This is a genomic window from Bacteroidota bacterium (assembly GCA_016720935.1).
Taxonomy (GTDB): Bacteria; Bacteroidota; Bacteroidia; order AKYH767-A; family 2013-40CM-41-45; genus JADKJP01.
The window spans coordinates 375,211-389,167 of sequence record JADKJP010000007.1 but is presented as its reverse complement, the minus strand read 5'-3'; the positions used below and the strand labels follow the sequence as shown (position 1 = coordinate 389,167).

12 protein-coding genes are annotated in these 13,957 nt (G+C 40.9%); 7 read left to right on the top strand and 5 right to left on the bottom strand.

The window, feature by feature from the left end; all coding sequences use genetic code 11:
• The first annotated feature begins 25 nt into the window (after positions 1 to 25).
• The 4 genes from IPP86_15875 (at position 26) to IPP86_15860 (ending at position 4,226) form a co-directional block, all read left to right on the top strand.
• Positions 26 to 667 carry an ATP-binding cassette domain-containing protein gene (locus tag IPP86_15875; GenBank protein ID MBL0139982.1) on the top strand — a complete coding sequence of 214 codons (642 nt, stop codon included), beginning with the start codon at positions 26 to 28 and terminating at the stop codon, positions 665 to 667.
• Positions 668 to 715: 48 nt separating this feature from the next.
• A complete protein-coding gene (gene tsaE / locus IPP86_15870; GenBank protein MBL0139981.1) occupies positions 716 to 1,132 on the top strand; it encodes a tRNA (adenosine(37)-N6)-threonylcarbamoyltransferase complex ATPase subunit type 1 TsaE in 417 nt (138 codons plus the stop codon).
• Positions 1,125 to 2,354: an alanine dehydrogenase gene (locus IPP86_15865; GenBank protein MBL0139980.1), complete on the top strand. Its 1,230-nt coding sequence runs from the start codon at positions 1,125 to 1,127 to the stop codon at positions 2,352 to 2,354. The genes tsaE and IPP86_15865 overlap by 8 nt, the downstream gene beginning before the upstream one ends.
• A gap of 285 nt (positions 2,355 to 2,639) precedes the next feature.
• A complete protein-coding gene (locus IPP86_15860; GenBank protein ID MBL0139979.1) occupies positions 2,640 to 4,226 on the top strand; it encodes a T9SS type A sorting domain-containing protein in 1,587 nt (528 codons plus the stop codon).
• Between the two features lie 280 nt (positions 4,227 to 4,506).
• On the opposite strand, the gene IPP86_15855 is transcribed toward IPP86_15860, so the two are convergent.
• On the bottom strand, positions 4,507 to 5,685 hold the full coding sequence (locus IPP86_15855) for a proline dehydrogenase family protein (protein ID MBL0139978.1): 1,179 nt from the start codon (positions 5,683 to 5,685) through the stop codon (positions 4,507 to 4,509).
• Between the two features lie 157 nt (positions 5,686 to 5,842).
• On the opposite strand from IPP86_15855, the gene IPP86_15850 reads away from it, so the two are divergent.
• The 3 genes from IPP86_15850 to IPP86_15840 are packed head-to-tail and all read left to right on the top strand — an operon-like array spanning position 5,843 to position 9,298.
• Positions 5,843 to 6,955, top strand: coding sequence for a bifunctional 3-deoxy-7-phosphoheptulonate synthase/chorismate mutase type II (locus IPP86_15850; protein ID MBL0139977.1), 1,113 nt, complete (start codon positions 5,843 to 5,845; stop codon positions 6,953 to 6,955).
• A gap of 6 nt (positions 6,956 to 6,961) precedes the next feature.
• Positions 6,962 to 8,056 (top strand): 3-dehydroquinate synthase, encoded by a 1,095-nt coding sequence (gene aroB / locus IPP86_15845; protein MBL0139976.1) that lies wholly within the window; start codon positions 6,962 to 6,964, stop codon positions 8,054 to 8,056.
• A complete protein-coding gene (locus IPP86_15840) occupies positions 8,057 to 9,298 on the top strand; it encodes a 3-phosphoshikimate 1-carboxyvinyltransferase (GenBank protein ID MBL0139975.1) in 1,242 nt (413 codons plus the stop codon). It begins immediately after the preceding gene.
• On the opposite strand, the gene IPP86_15835 is transcribed toward IPP86_15840, so the two are convergent.
• From IPP86_15835 to IPP86_15820, 4 genes are all read right to left on the bottom strand, one after another.
• Entirely contained in the window at positions 9,295 to 11,325 is a 2,031-nt protein-coding gene (locus tag IPP86_15835; GenBank protein MBL0139974.1) for a helix-hairpin-helix domain-containing protein, read from the bottom strand. The two genes, IPP86_15840 and IPP86_15835, sit on opposite strands and share 4 nt — an antisense overlap.
• Positions 11,322 to 12,134 (bottom strand): hypothetical protein, encoded by an 813-nt coding sequence (locus IPP86_15830; protein MBL0139973.1) that lies wholly within the window; start codon positions 12,132 to 12,134, stop codon positions 11,322 to 11,324. Before IPP86_15830 ends, IPP86_15835 begins: the two co-directional genes overlap by 4 nt.
• Positions 12,135 to 12,244: 110 nt before the next feature.
• Positions 12,245 to 12,742 carry a 5-(carboxyamino)imidazole ribonucleotide mutase gene (gene purE / locus IPP86_15825; protein ID MBL0139972.1) on the bottom strand — a complete coding sequence of 166 codons (498 nt, stop codon included), beginning with the start codon at positions 12,740 to 12,742 and terminating at the stop codon, positions 12,245 to 12,247.
• 49 nt (positions 12,743 to 12,791) lie between these two features.
• Positions 12,792 to 13,934, bottom strand: coding sequence for a 5-(carboxyamino)imidazole ribonucleotide synthase (locus tag IPP86_15820; GenBank protein ID MBL0139971.1), 1,143 nt, complete (start codon positions 13,932 to 13,934; stop codon positions 12,792 to 12,794).
• Positions 13,935 to 13,957: the final 23 nt, after the last annotated feature.

Here is a 13,957-nt window from a genome sequence, read left to right as displayed (position 1 = left end):
TTTTTTTCATCCAATAATTTTATCCGTGAAGATCGTATTAGAAAAGGCAGGCAAGAAGTTCTTTCGTGAATGGATCTTTCGTGAACTCGATCTTGTTGTTCAGCCTGCAGAGAAAATTGCGATCCTCGGACCAAACGGTTCGGGTAAATCTACTTTGTTACAATTGCTTGCCGGAGCATCCATTCCGACAGAAGGGAAAATTTCCTATAGCAGTGGCGATAAGCTGCTCGATCCCGAACTTGTTTTTGAAAGAGTATCCATTTCTGCTCCATATCTGGAGCTAATCGAAGAATACAATCTGGAAGAACTGATCGAATTCCATTTCCAATTCAAGAAGCCGGTCAACGGGATGAACGCGGAAACGATGATTGAGCTTTCTGGATTAGCTTCTTCCAGGAAGAAGATGATGAAATATTATTCTTCAGGGATGAAACAAAGAGTGAAATTGATCCTGGCGATATTGAGTGATGTAGATATGGTGCTGTTGGATGAACCCTGTTCAAACCTCGATAAAAAATCAATACAATGGTACCAGGATCTGGTCAGCAAATATGCCGGAGAGAAAACCATAATTGTGTGTTCCAACAGCCAAACTGAAGAATACAGTTTTTGTAAACGTGAGTTGAATGTGATGGATTGGAAGCCTGTGGTGAACGGACTGAACTGATGCATCTCAAACCCTGTATTTAATTATAAAATGAAATTGCAAAGCAGCATGGAGTTGATTGTCAGCCGGGAATCCGATCTGGAGAACGCCGCTTTGGAACTGTTGAAATTTAATGGAAAGGAAAGAATCATCTGTTTTTACGGGGAAATGGGTGCCGGAAAGACGACTTTTATCAGGTATTTGTGTAAAGCTCTGGGGGTTGAAGAAAATGTCAGCAGTCCGACCTTTTCCATTGTTAACGAATACTGGTCGGAAAAAGCAGGAGTCATCTATCATTTCGATTTTTACAGGATTAATTCCGAGAATGAAGCCATTGAAATAGGTGTTCATGATTATTTTAACAGTGGAGCCTATTGTTTAGTGGAATGGCCGGAAAAAATTCTAAATTTATTGCCGCAACCACACACTTTGGTCAGGATTATACCTCAGTCTGAGACCAGGATCATTACTTTTTCACATGATTGAGAAATTACCTTCAGGCATTTCTTCGCTCGCCGCTTCCGCTGCCATGCAGACTCAGGAGGCCATGCTGGAGATAAAAAAACAGGAGAAGCAGTTATTCATCGGCATTCCCAAAGAGACCTCTTTTCAGGAAAACAGAATTCCCTTGATTCCGGAGTCCATTTCTTTGCTCGTTAATAACGGACATGAAATCATTATCGAAGCGGGAGCGGGAGCCGCTTCGAATATTCAGGATTCTGATTTCAGTGAAGCGGGAGCGCGTATCGTGTACACTGCCGAAGAAGTTTATAAAGCGGATATCATTTTAAAAGTCGCTCCTCCTTCACAGGCTGAGCTCGACATGATCCAGCAGAAGCAATACCTCATTTCTATTTTGCAAATGAGTATGCAGTCGAATGATTTTATTCGTCAGCTTTCCGCGAAAAAAGTGAGTGCCATCGGTTATGAATTCATTCACGATGAATCTGGAGTGTATCCCATCATTCAGGCCATGAGTGAAATTGTTGGCAGTACCTGCATCCTCATCGCTGCGGAATATCTCAGCAATGCATTTAATGGAAAAGGCGAACTCCTCGGAGGAGTTGCCGGAATTCCGCCAACAGAAGTGGTCATCATCGGCGCGGGTTCAGTAGGAGAGTATGCGGCAAGAACAGCGATGGGATTAGGAGCAAATATTAAAGTGTTTGATAATTCTGTTCACCGTTTACGTCGTTTGCAAAACAGACTGGGTAGAAGGATTTTTACTTCTACACTTGTTCCGAATATTTTATTGAAGGAATTGAAAAATGCTGACGTAGCCATTGGCGCTCTCCGCAGCAATGAAGGACGCACACCGGTTGTGGTTACAGAAGAAATGGTCAGTGAAATGCGCGTTGGTTCTGTGATAGTAGACGTGAGTATCGACCAGGGCGGATGTTTCGAAACATCAGAAGTTACCAATCATTCTCAGCCGGTATTCCGGAAATACGGTGTGGTACACTATTGTGTTCCAAACATCGCTTCACGTGTCAGTCGTACAGCATCAACAGCACTCAGCAATATTTTCACACCGATACTTCTCGATGCAGGCAACCAGGGAGGAATTGATGAAATGCTTTGGAAAAATAAAGCTGTCCGCAAAGGCGTCTACATGTATCGCGGAGCAATTACAAATCGCTTTGTCGCCGAAGCATGCAAATTGCCATATAAGGATCTGGATTTGCTGACAGCTGCGAGGATTTCGTGATTTTATAAATTATATTCTAATTATTTTTTTTGAAATTGCCAGGAAAAACCATCACATTGGTGGAAATGGTTAATTTCACATGAATTTGTTTTTTTGAATGTAGATTTTTTTGGTCAATGTCCGATTTTCAGTTGTGAATTCCGGAATTATTTTGTATACATTTGATAGTAGTTTATTTTTTCAATTTAAATTTTCTAAAAAATTAATTACCATGAAAAATAACTCCTACCTCACTATTTCATTTTTTACGCCAGTTATTTTCATTTTCATTACTAATTTCTCCTAATGAAAATATTCAAAATAGCTCGAAAAATGCATAATAGAAATATTGTGAGATTATTATTCATATTGTTGTTTTATTCAGAAGCTTGTGCACAGAATATAGAATGGGAAGTAAGTTTGGGAGGAAGTGGAGATGATCTTAATAATTTCACTTGTCAAACCCTCGATTCTGGATTTTTAGTTGTTGGATACACTTCTTCAAATGATGGTGATGTTGTGGGATTTCATCCTGGGAATTGTACATCTACTAATTGTTATGACATGTGGGTAGTTAAATTAAATAAGTTTGGTATTATTGAATGGTCGAAATCTTTAGGAGGATCCATGATTGACATTGGTCGGTGTGCTGCACTATCTGGATCAGGATATTTAATTGCAGGAAGTAGTTCTTCGAATGATGGTGATGTTTCAGGTAATCATGGAGGTAGTGATGCTTGGATTGTAAAATTAGATAGTTCCGGTGGAATTCTTTGGCAGAAGTGTATTGGCGGCATTGACAATGATTTGTTTCAATCAATAATAGGATTACCTGACCATTCAATCATTGCCTTTGGTTCAACGTTTTCAAATGATAGCTGGGTACAGGGAAATCATGGGGGTCAGGATTTTTGGTTAGTGAAAATGGATTCTGCTGCAAATATTATTTGGCAAAGTTGCTATGGTGGGGGTGGCGAGGAACTTTCTTTTTCAATGAAGCAAACATCAGATCAAGGATTTATTTTATGTGGTTTTACCAATAGTACAGATGGTCAACCAAGCATTCCATTTGGGAGAGACAGACAGTACTGGCTCTTAAAAACAGATAGCATGGGAAGTATGCTTTGGAATAATAATTACGGTGGAAGTCTGGATGATTGGTGCACAGATGTTGTTGAAACCAACGATGGTGGATTTATGCTAACGGGTTTGGCACTATCAACAAATTACGACGTTACAAACAGACACGATGTGTTAATGGATGATGGATGGGTAGTTAAAACAGATAACGTGGGGAATATTGTATGGCAACATGCGATGGGTGGTACACTTCAGGATGAATTTTATTCCATTATTCGTAAGGAGGATAGTTCTTACGTTACATCGGGATTTACAATATCTAATGATGATGATGTAAGTGGAAATCACAGTACACGTGAGGATGTTTGGTTGGTCCAGTTTTCTGAGCAGGGTATAATCGAGTCACAAAAATGTTTTGGTGGACCATACAGTGATGAATCTCAAAAAATTATTCAAACTTTTGATAATGGGTTTGCATTGAGTTGTAATACATATGGACCTGGATTTGATGTCTCAAGTTTTCATGGTGGGCATACAGATTTTTGGGTTTTAAAACTTGGACCGATAATTACCTCAATCAAAGAGTCGGATAAAAATAATATAAGATTATTTCCTATCCCTGCTCATGAATATATTTCATTTGAAAATTTAATCTTGCCTCAAAGAGTAAGTATATTTTCTATTTCTGGTAAAAAACTCAAGGATTTTTCTGTGAAAGCTAATAATGATAGATTAAATATTTCGGACCTTTCGACAGGTGTTTACATTTTGAAAACAACGGATGGAAGAGTTCAGAAAATAGTGAAGTATTAATATATGTATTGTGAATACAATGTAGGATAATTGTGAATTTACAATTCTCGTTGGATGAATAGCGAAAATAAATACATATTTATTGATTTCGATGCAACCACAAAACTAAACGCTTGAAAAATCCCATTTCCTCCGAAAATTTCTTTCACGTAATTGAAAGAGAATTTTAGTCTCGACTTTAAACTAGAGTTAGTTAAATTTAAAATATTGATTCACTTCGATGCAAAGAAAAGCACCGTCCTACTTATTCACTCAATTTTGCCTTTTGAATTGATTCTTCTCACTTCCCACTTCTCCTTTTCTTCTCCATCATCAACAAAGAAAGCTCGCGTCCCATTTGTCCGGCAGCGGAAGTATTTTCCTGGGCTCTGCGAATGAGATAAGGAAGAACAGAAGTTACAGGACCATAGGGAACGTATTTGCTCACATTGTATCCTTTCTTGGAAAGATTGTATGAAATGTGATCACTCATGCCATACAATTGAGAGAACCAGATATTCGGATGATTGTGTGGTAATTTTTTTTCTTCCATCAAAGCGACGAGATTCAAACAGCTTTGTTCGTTGTGTGTTCCCGCGCACACGGCCATGCGATCAATGTGATCCACGCAGAATTTTACCGCCGCATCATAATCTCTGTCGGACGCCACTTTATCCGGTTGGATAGGGGAAGGGTAGCCCATTTTTTTCGCGCGTTCACGTTCTTTTTCCATGTAAGCACCGCGAACAATTTTGAAACCGGTATGATAATTATTCGCGACAGCATGCTGGTATTCCGCTTTCAGGAAATCAAGACGATCGGTACGGTACATCTGAATGGTGTTGTAAACCATCACCTTTTCTTTGTTGTACTTCATCATCATTTCCCGAACCACATCATCCACCGCATCCTGAATCCAGGTTTCCTCTGCATCAACATAAATCGGCACATTGTTTTCAAAACCGGTTTTACAAATGGTGTTGACACGATTTTTGAAACGTTCAAATTCTTCCTGCTCGTCTTTGGTCAATTCTTTTCCGGCATTTTTCTTTTCAAGCAAAGCAAAACGCACAAATCCGGATGGTTTGAAAACAGAGAAAGGAATGCCTGAATCACCTTTTGCTCGCTGTACTGTTGCAAGAGTTTGTTTCAGACCCAAATCAAAATCGGCTTCAGATTCTTTTCCTTCAACGGAATAATCGAGAATGGTACCGATGTGGTATTTTGAAAGATTTTCGATGGTGCGCTGACAATCATCAATCGATTCTCCACCACAGAAATGCCGGAAAATCGTAGCCTTGATCAGGCCTTTGATGGGGAGATGCGCCCAGATCGCGAAGTTTACAAATGGCGGACTCATCCTGACCAGCCAGTTGTAACTGATCATTTTAAAAAGGACTACTGCCCGGTTTAGATCAGCATTCGATTTGGAAATGAATGCGGTTTCTGTATCATCGAAGGAGATATGTTGATTCTTCATAATTTCTGGGAGACAAACCTAAATGATTCCGCCGGAATGGCAAAGGTCAAAAATCATGTAGGGCTAATGCGTGAAAAATGGCGTCTAAGCTGCGGATAATCAAATTATTGCAAATGTCATCTGCAGTACTCCCACAGAATCTTATCTTTGTCAAAATATGAAAAAAGCACAAATTCAGACTTTGCCTTTGGCAGACTGGAATCTTAACTTTTCGCATCCCCTGATTATCGCGGGTCCTTGTGGAGTTGAATCAGAGGAACAGATTCATCAGGTAGCCGGTGCATTAAAAGGAGGCAGAGTTCATTTATTACGTGGTGGAATCTGGAAACCGAGAACACGTCCGGATTCTTTTCAGGGAATTGGTAAGGATGGACTTAGCTGGTTGAAAGAAGCAGGTAAGGCAAATGGAATTCCGGTTACTGTTGAAGTTGCGCATCCCCGTCATGTTGAAGATGCACTAACGGTTGGCATAGATGTATTGTGGATTGGTGCCAGAACAACTGTTAATCCTTTCCTCGTGCAGGAAATCGCCGATGCATTGAAAGGAGCAAAAGTTCCTGTGATGGTAAAAAATCCAATCAACCCTGATCTGGAACTGTGGATCGGTGCATTGGAACGGTTGTCAAGAGCTGGAATACAAAAACTAGCTGCTATTCACCGTGGCTTTTCATCCTTCGATAAATCACGTTACAGAAATGTACCAAGCTGGCAGATACCTATCGAATTAAAAAGAAGATTTCCGGAATTACCGTTGATCAATGATCCCAGCCACATTTCGGGCAATCGTGATCTCATCCAGTCTGTCGCGCAGATCGCTCTGGATTTGAATTTCGACGGACTCATGATTGAAGTACATCCTGATCCCGAAAAAGCGTTGAGTGATAAAGAACAACAACTGACTCCTGCATTGTTTTTTGAATTGCTCGATTCATTGGTGGTGCGTCAACCTGTTGTTCAGGATGTTATTTTCCTGAGTCTGCTCGAGGAATTGCGCAACCGCATCGATAAAATTGACGAAGAGATTCTTGTGCTGATGGCGGAACGCATGCGTGTAGCACGTGAGATCGGGCAATACAAGAAAGAAAACAACATGACGATCCTTCAGGTTGAGCGTTGGAGTGAAATTCTGAGAACACGTCAGCAATCCGGACTCACGAAAGATCTGAGCAAGGATTTTATTTTCAAGTTTTACGAATTGATTCACCAGGAATCCATACAACATCAGACTGAAGTGATGAATAAAATTGAATCCGGCGATTCGAAACATTAACATTGTATGCAAGTCATTCATTCATCCACAACATCTGAAATCATTCTTGGCAATGATGTTTTTTCGGCATTGGATCAGTTTTTAAAAAGACAACATCGTACCTACAGTACTTTTATTCTGGTAGATGAGATCACAGAGAGATTGTGTCTGCCAACATTTCTTGAGAATACTCCTTCGCTTCAATCCTCTCACATCCTGAGAGTGCATTCAGGTGAACATAATAAGAATCTAGCCAGTTGCGAAAATCTATGGAACCAACTCACTCAATGCAATGCTGACAGACATTCACTCCTGATTAACCTGGGTGGTGGAATGATCGGCGATCTTGGCGGGTTTGTCGCGGCTACGTATATGCGTGGAATTTCCTTTGTCAATATCCCAACGACTTTGCTTGCCATGGTCGATGCATCGGCAGGAGGGAAGAACGGAATCAATTTGTCCGGCTTGAAAAACCAGGTCGGCACATTTACACAACCACTGGCTGTTTGCATCTCGCCTTTGTTTCTCAAAACACTTCCACACCGTGACATTTGCGCGGGTTTTGCGGAACTGATCAAACATTCTCTGATCGCTGATCCGCGTCACTGGAATGAAATAAAGAAAATCGCTTCACTCGACAATGTCGACTGGAATCCTTTGATCGCGACTTCTGTTCAGATCAAAAGGCAAATTGTCGCTGCTGATTTCAAAGAAAAAAATCTGCGCAAGACGTTGAATTTCGGTCATACCATTGGTCATGCTTTGGAAAGTTATTCCATGCGCCATTATGCTGATCCATTAAAACACGGTGAAGCAGTGGCGGCAGGTATGGTCGGCGAACTTTACCTTTCACACAAAATCATGGGTTTCCCTCAGCAGAAGCTGGATGAAATCGTTGATTTTATTATTTCCCATTTTAAATTATCAAGGATTCAAGCGGAAATGAACCAGATTCTTTCCCTTATTTCTCATGATAAAAAAAGTGTCGGAAAGGATACTCATTTTGTACTCTTAAAAGATATCGGATCACCAGTGATCCATCAGCAACCGGAAGAAAAGGACATCCTCGAGGCACTGAAATTTATGCTGGATCGTTTTCACCAAACTACTTATTCTTCCTGAATGCCATTTTTAATTTCCGGATCACAAATCCAGGAGACTTGCCATATAAAACTGACAAGCTCAAAAAGTATTTCCAATCGCTTGATGATGATACAGGCTTTAAGCAAAGAGCCTATTACACTTCATAATCTTGCCACAGCGGAAGATACAGTACTGCTCAATTCACTATTAAAAGGAGATCATAAAGAACTGGATGCCCGCGATGCGGGAACTGTTTTTCGGTTTCTTGTTGCCTACCTCGCCATTCAACCAGGAATTCATGTGTTGAAAGGAAGCAAAAGAATGAATGAACGCCCGGTCGGTCCGCTTGTAAATGCCTTGAATCAGCTGGGAGCGAATATCACTTATCTGGGAGTTCCCGGATTTCCTCCGCTTCAAATCGAAGGAAAAGATATTGCAGGAGGCATCGTCAGTATCGATGCGGGAATCAGTTCCCAATTTATTTCCGCTCTCTTGATGATTGCTCCCTTGCTTGAGGAAGGATTGCAGATTCGTTTGGAAGGTGAAATTGTTTCCAGGCCTTATATTCAAATGACTTTGGATCTCATGTCCCGCTTTGGAGTACAGGCACAACGAAAAGGAAATGAGATTCATGTTCCTCATCAATCGTATCAGGGAAAGGAAATGATCGTGGAAACAGATTGGAGTTCCGCTTCATTTTGGTATCTGATTTCCGCGCTCTCACCGGGCAGAGTTTTTTTTCTTGAAGGATTGCAGGCTGATACGTTGCAGGGAGATTCACAGGTTGCAGATTGGATGAAATCACTCGGAGTTGAGACTGTTTTTGAAAAAGATGGAGCCAAAATTGTTTCTCAGGGTTTTTCTTCCTGGTCGCAGACCGCTCCTTTTCATTTTGATTTTAAAAATTGTCCGGATTTGTTCCCTCCGATGCTTGTAGCTTGTGCCGCTCTTAGTGCTGAAGCAAGATTTTCTTCTTTGTCAAATCTGAAGCATAAAGAGTCTGATCGCTTGTCGGTTTTACTTGGAGAACTCGGGAAATGCGGATTGAAATATCAGCTCAATGATGCTCAGGATGAATTGTTGCTTCCCAATCAGAAACTGAGTCCGCCTGACAGAACTTTTCACACACACCAGGATCATCGCATTGCCATGGCATTGGCACCACTATCGCAAATTTTCGGTACAGTGAAATTGGACGATATCTCGGTCGTGCAAAAATCATATCCTGAGTTTTGGAACCAACTGAGTTCTTCCGGTTTTAGTGTACAAAAGATCAGCTAAAACTGAAAAATCATCTGCATTTTATATTCTGATTTCAGATTGTTTGATTCGTCCGGATCTGCTGTTGCCGGTAGTTTTGAAAAACTTGTTGATGCATACTTGAACCAGAGATTCATTCCTCGAAATACACGATACCTGAGGTTTATATAAAACCTGTTTCCGGTTCCATAGGAAGCCGGGATAGAGTAGGAGTATAAAACATCATTTTCATAAGAGTATATTCTGGCATCATAATCCGGACAATTGAACAAAGCATAACGTACTGATCCTGAAATTTTACTTTTCAAAGGATGGTAAAAGATTTCCTGATAAAGTGCAAAGCCTTTCATGGGTTTTGAAACTCCTTTTCTTGTCTGGATATATTCAAAGCGGCTGCTCCATTCCCAGGTTTCATCCAGATCCATCCGCAGATTCCATCGGATGTTTTGTTGAACACTGTTTGTCAGAGAATGCAATTTTCCATCCGGAGCAATTTCGTTTTCTTCTTTTTGTTGAATCCGGTATCGTCCGTACATCTCTATTGTTTTCCTGGGAATCCAGGAAACCTGCACCAGGTTTTCAGAACCTTGTGATGGAAGATCAACCTGATATTTTAACCATGGAAATTGAAAAATATCCGCATATCCCGACAAAGCAATCATTCGATTGATTTTCCAGTTCAGTCCCATATACCAACCGGATTCATTTCCTGTATAAGAGTTTTCACTGAAACCATGCGCCTTCAATGCCTGGTAATTTCTTTCGTAATGACGTACCATCAATGATGCACCAAGGTTTTGACTGAGTTGTGTGATCACTCCCTGGAGCAGTGCCATTCCTCCGGATTTGCTCATACCAGCTTCGCCGAATAAGTTGATATTCCGGTAAAGATAATTGTAATGGAATCCTGCATTCAGATTTTCCTTTTCATTAAAATCGAAACGACTGTAAGTGGTTGTGTTTTTTGTAAAAGGAAGTTCAAAACGGGTAAAATATCCAATTATTCCTGTGTTGAAGCGCCTGGAGGAATAAGTCAAACTAGTTCCGTAAATTTCTTCTGTTTGAGAATGTTTGTCTGCCAGTTCTCCCGATGTTCGATGATAACCCGTGGTTTGCAAGGAAGTGATATAGTTTCCCGAAACGCTTTGTTGAAGATTTCCATCTAAATTGTGTTTCGAATAAAATAGTTCAGAGTAAAATTTCCTGATCGCGACCCGGGCTGCAATTCCCCGGAAATAACTGTTTTCATCAGTGGAAGAATAGGGGATAATGCCTCTCGCATTTTTCTTGATCAAAACCGTTTCAGAGCTTTTTCCAAAACCAAAACCCGACCACATCACCAACCCTTGTCCAAATTGAACAGCGTAATCACCAACAATGATTTTTTTTATCATTCCTTTTGACTGGTATTCAAAATAAGCGCTTGTAAAGTCAAATCCTTTTTTCTGATTCGCATTGAAAAAACTTTCTCCCGGATCTTTTTCTCCTGTGATGCTAAAACGAAATCTGTTTTCAAAGCGGTATTTATAGCGAGCATACAACTTATAGGGAGGACCGGAATATTCTTCGGAAGATGCATTGCCTGATAAACTTTGCTGAAACCTTAATGTCAGCGACTGATCCGCTTTCAGCAATAAGTTTTTCGCATTGGCTTTCATTCCCTCGTTTATATTTCCCAAACTCACGGTTCCTGACAGTCTGCGGATTTCGTCTAAAGAAAATTCTGAGATCACCTGCAATTCCTCTATTGCTCTGATCGGTCCGAATTTTTCCCGATGTTCAATAATCGCTTTTGCTTGTTGATTTGTAAAGAATGGAAATTGTTCCAGTTCTTCCAATGAACTTTTGTTTAGCTGCAATGGATGTTTTCTGTATTCCGCTATCTGCTCTTGATATTCCTGAATATTTTCAGGATTGCTTCCATTCGCTGCCATCGTTTCAAAATCGTTACGAATGGATAAAGGCAATTCTTCTGTTTGTTTGTTTTGAGAAAAACAGAAATTTTGAAACCAGAAAAAACTGAGCAGGAAAGCAAGTAAATACTTCATAGTTCCTGGCTAATTGAAACCGAAGGATAAAAACCAAGAACAGGATGATACATGCAAGCAGCATCCAGTTTCATTTTGTTCACGAGTAAGCCAAATCCAAATGCCGGTTGCGATGGATTTGTTTTGTACCCGGCGCGAACAATGAGACGTTCGCCGGGTTTGTATTCCAGTGCATTCATCAAAATTGTCCCGTTACCGGCATTTTGAGAAAGCTCCATTCTCATGAATAATTTAGACGACAGCATCCAGGATACACCTAAGTTTAATGCCGGAGAAAGCAATTCAGTTTGATTTTTCTTTCTGTGAAAATTTGCGGGATTGTGAAGTGTTGCACCCACTTCAAGAAAAGGAAGCGGTTTGGAATACACTCCGATGATGCCCGACCAGTTTCCTAATGGCGAGTAATTCCCTTCGTTCACTTTGTATAGCTGATGGAAAATTTCTATTCCTCCGTATAATTTTCCAGAAAGCTTTCTTGCATAATGAACTCCAAGTCTTCTTTCAAAAAAATCCTTTGTCCCGGTTCTGTATCCGGATACACCAATAGCTGACCCTGATTTTATTGGAATAGTTCCCTGGAACAGGTAAGACTGAAGTTCAGAAATGAAATATTTATTTTCCGCGCCAAGACAAAAAGAGGGATGCTCTGATAGTGCAGAGAGCGAAGGGTTTTGAAAAGCTGAAAACGAATTCTTCACTGTTGTGCCGAGCCCTGCCAGTCCCGCCTGGTGAGCATTCATCGGAACGGAGGAGGAGCCTGATGCAAGGCTGTAGTAGAGAATAAATCCGCAAATATATTTCAAATGCATTGTGTCGACTGATTGTGCCGACGAAAATAAAATGCATTTGATTCAGGAATAACCCCTCAAGAGGTGGAACTTTCAGGATGGATAATATGTGATGAAAAAAAAACTATTGATCAGGAAGGAGAAATTTCGTTGTTGCTTTTGATGACTTTTTCTTTCAATTCTTCTTTGAATTTTGAAACTCTCTCGAGTACTTCGGCATTTGAAGATCCGATAATTTGTGCGGCGAGAATTCCTGCATTTTGTGCTGCGTTGAGAGCGACAGTCGCGACGGGAACACCATTGGGCATTTGGAGAATGGAAAGAACAGAATCCCAACCATCAATAGAATTGCTGGAACGAATAGGAACACCAATGACGGGAAGGGGAGTAAGCGATGCTACCATTCCCGGTAAATGCGCGGCGCCACCGGCTCCGGCGATGATAACTTTCAGACCTCTGCCAGCCGCTTCTTTCGCGTAATCAAACATTCTCTCCGGTGTACGGTGAGCGGAAACGATGGATATTTCATAACCTATGTTTAATTTGGATAAAATCTGAGCTGCTTCATTCATGATTTGCAGATCAGACTGACTGCCCATGATAATTCCGACAAGAATAGATTTTGGCATGGCGTTGAGGTTGTTTGTCAATGGTTGTATTAAATGTTGATTGAATTCATCAGGCAATAACGCGAATCAGGTCTTTGACTTTTTTCGCTTTTGATTTTGCTTCTTCCAGTGTATCCGCGGTAACAGTTACATGTCCCATTTTGCGAAATGGTTTTGTAATCTTTTTTCCATACAAATGAAGATGCACGCCTTCAATCGAGAGAGCTTCCTTTAAGCCTTCATACACTGCATGTCCGTTGAATCCTTTTTCTCCGAGCAGGTTGACCATTACACTTGGTTTGGTGATGTTGGTGGAACCAAGAGGTAAACCGAGGATAGCCCGCAAATGTTGTTCGTATTGAGAGGTAGTATTGCCTTCTATGGTTTGATGGCCACTGTTGTGTGGACGTGGAGCGATTTCGTTGACAAGAATTTCTCCGCTTTTGGTCAGGAACATTTCTACGGCCAGCAATCCTACAAGTTGTATGGATCGCGCAACTTCCAGAGCGATTGCCTCCGCTTTTTGTTCGTGTTGAGGAGAAATAGAAGCAGGAGAAAAAAGATATTCAACGAGATTTGCTTCCGGGTTAAATTCCATTTCTACAACCGGAAAAGCTTTGCATTCACCTTGCGCATTCCTGGCGACAAGCACAGAAATTTCTTTTTCGAAATCGATTAATTTTTCGAGAATACTCGGTGCGTCAAAACCTTTTATAATTTCTCCGCTATTCTCGAGTTTCACGACACCCTTTCCATCATATCCTCCCTTTCTCAATTTCTGAATAAAGGGGAATTGCGATGCATATTTCGCGATGTGCTCAATTGAATCGAGGAGATGAAATTCAGCTGTCGGGATTCCATGAGTCCGGTAAAATATCTTCTGAAGTCCTTTGTCCTGTACCAACCGGATTACTCTGGATTGTGGATAAACTACAATTCCTTCTTTTTCGAGTTGCTCCAGGGCTTCCACATTCACATGTTCGATTTCGATGGTTAGCAGGTCAACTGTTCGGCCGAAAGCAAGAACGGTTTCATAATCCTGGAAAGAACCGCAAACAAATTCATCAGCCAGATAGCGGCAAGGAGCCTCAGGATCAGGGTCCAATACCACATTAGTGACATTGAAATCTGTCGCTTTCTGGATGAGCATACGACCCAGTTGTCCGCCTCCAAGTATGCCAAAACGCAATGTATCGTAGAATGCTTTACTCATAATTTCGGTGCAAATTACTCATT

Excerpts from the sequence above, each read along its gene's own strand:
- IPP86_15835 (MBL0139974.1), bottom strand. The coding sequence starts at position 11,325 with ATGAAGTATTTACTTGCTTTCCTGCTCAGTTTTTTCTGGTTTCAAAAT.
- tsaE (MBL0139981.1), top strand. The coding sequence starts at position 716 with ATGGAGTTGATTGTCAGCCGGGAATCCGATCTGGAGAACGCCGCTTTG.
- purE (MBL0139972.1), bottom strand. The coding sequence starts at position 12,742 with ATGCCAAAATCTATTCTTGTCGGAATTATCATGGGCAGTCAGTCTGAT.
- IPP86_15865 (MBL0139980.1), top strand. The coding sequence starts at position 1,125 with ATGATTGAGAAATTACCTTCAGGCATTTCTTCGCTCGCCGCTTCCGCT.
- IPP86_15850 (MBL0139977.1), top strand. The coding sequence starts at position 5,843 with ATGAAAAAAGCACAAATTCAGACTTTGCCTTTGGCAGACTGGAATCTT.
- IPP86_15840 (MBL0139975.1), top strand. The coding sequence starts at position 8,057 with ATGCCATTTTTAATTTCCGGATCACAAATCCAGGAGACTTGCCATATA.
- IPP86_15855 (MBL0139978.1), bottom strand. The coding sequence starts at position 5,685 with ATGAAGAATCAACATATCTCCTTCGATGATACAGAAACCGCATTCATT.
- IPP86_15830 (MBL0139973.1), bottom strand. The coding sequence starts at position 12,134 with ATGCATTTGAAATATATTTGCGGATTTATTCTCTACTACAGCCTTGCA.
- IPP86_15820 (MBL0139971.1), bottom strand. The coding sequence starts at position 13,934 with ATGAGTAAAGCATTCTACGATACATTGCGTTTTGGCATACTTGGAGGC.
- aroB (MBL0139976.1), top strand. The coding sequence starts at position 6,962 with ATGCAAGTCATTCATTCATCCACAACATCTGAAATCATTCTTGGCAAT.
- IPP86_15860 (MBL0139979.1), top strand. The coding sequence starts at position 2,640 with ATGAAAATATTCAAAATAGCTCGAAAAATGCATAATAGAAATATTGTG.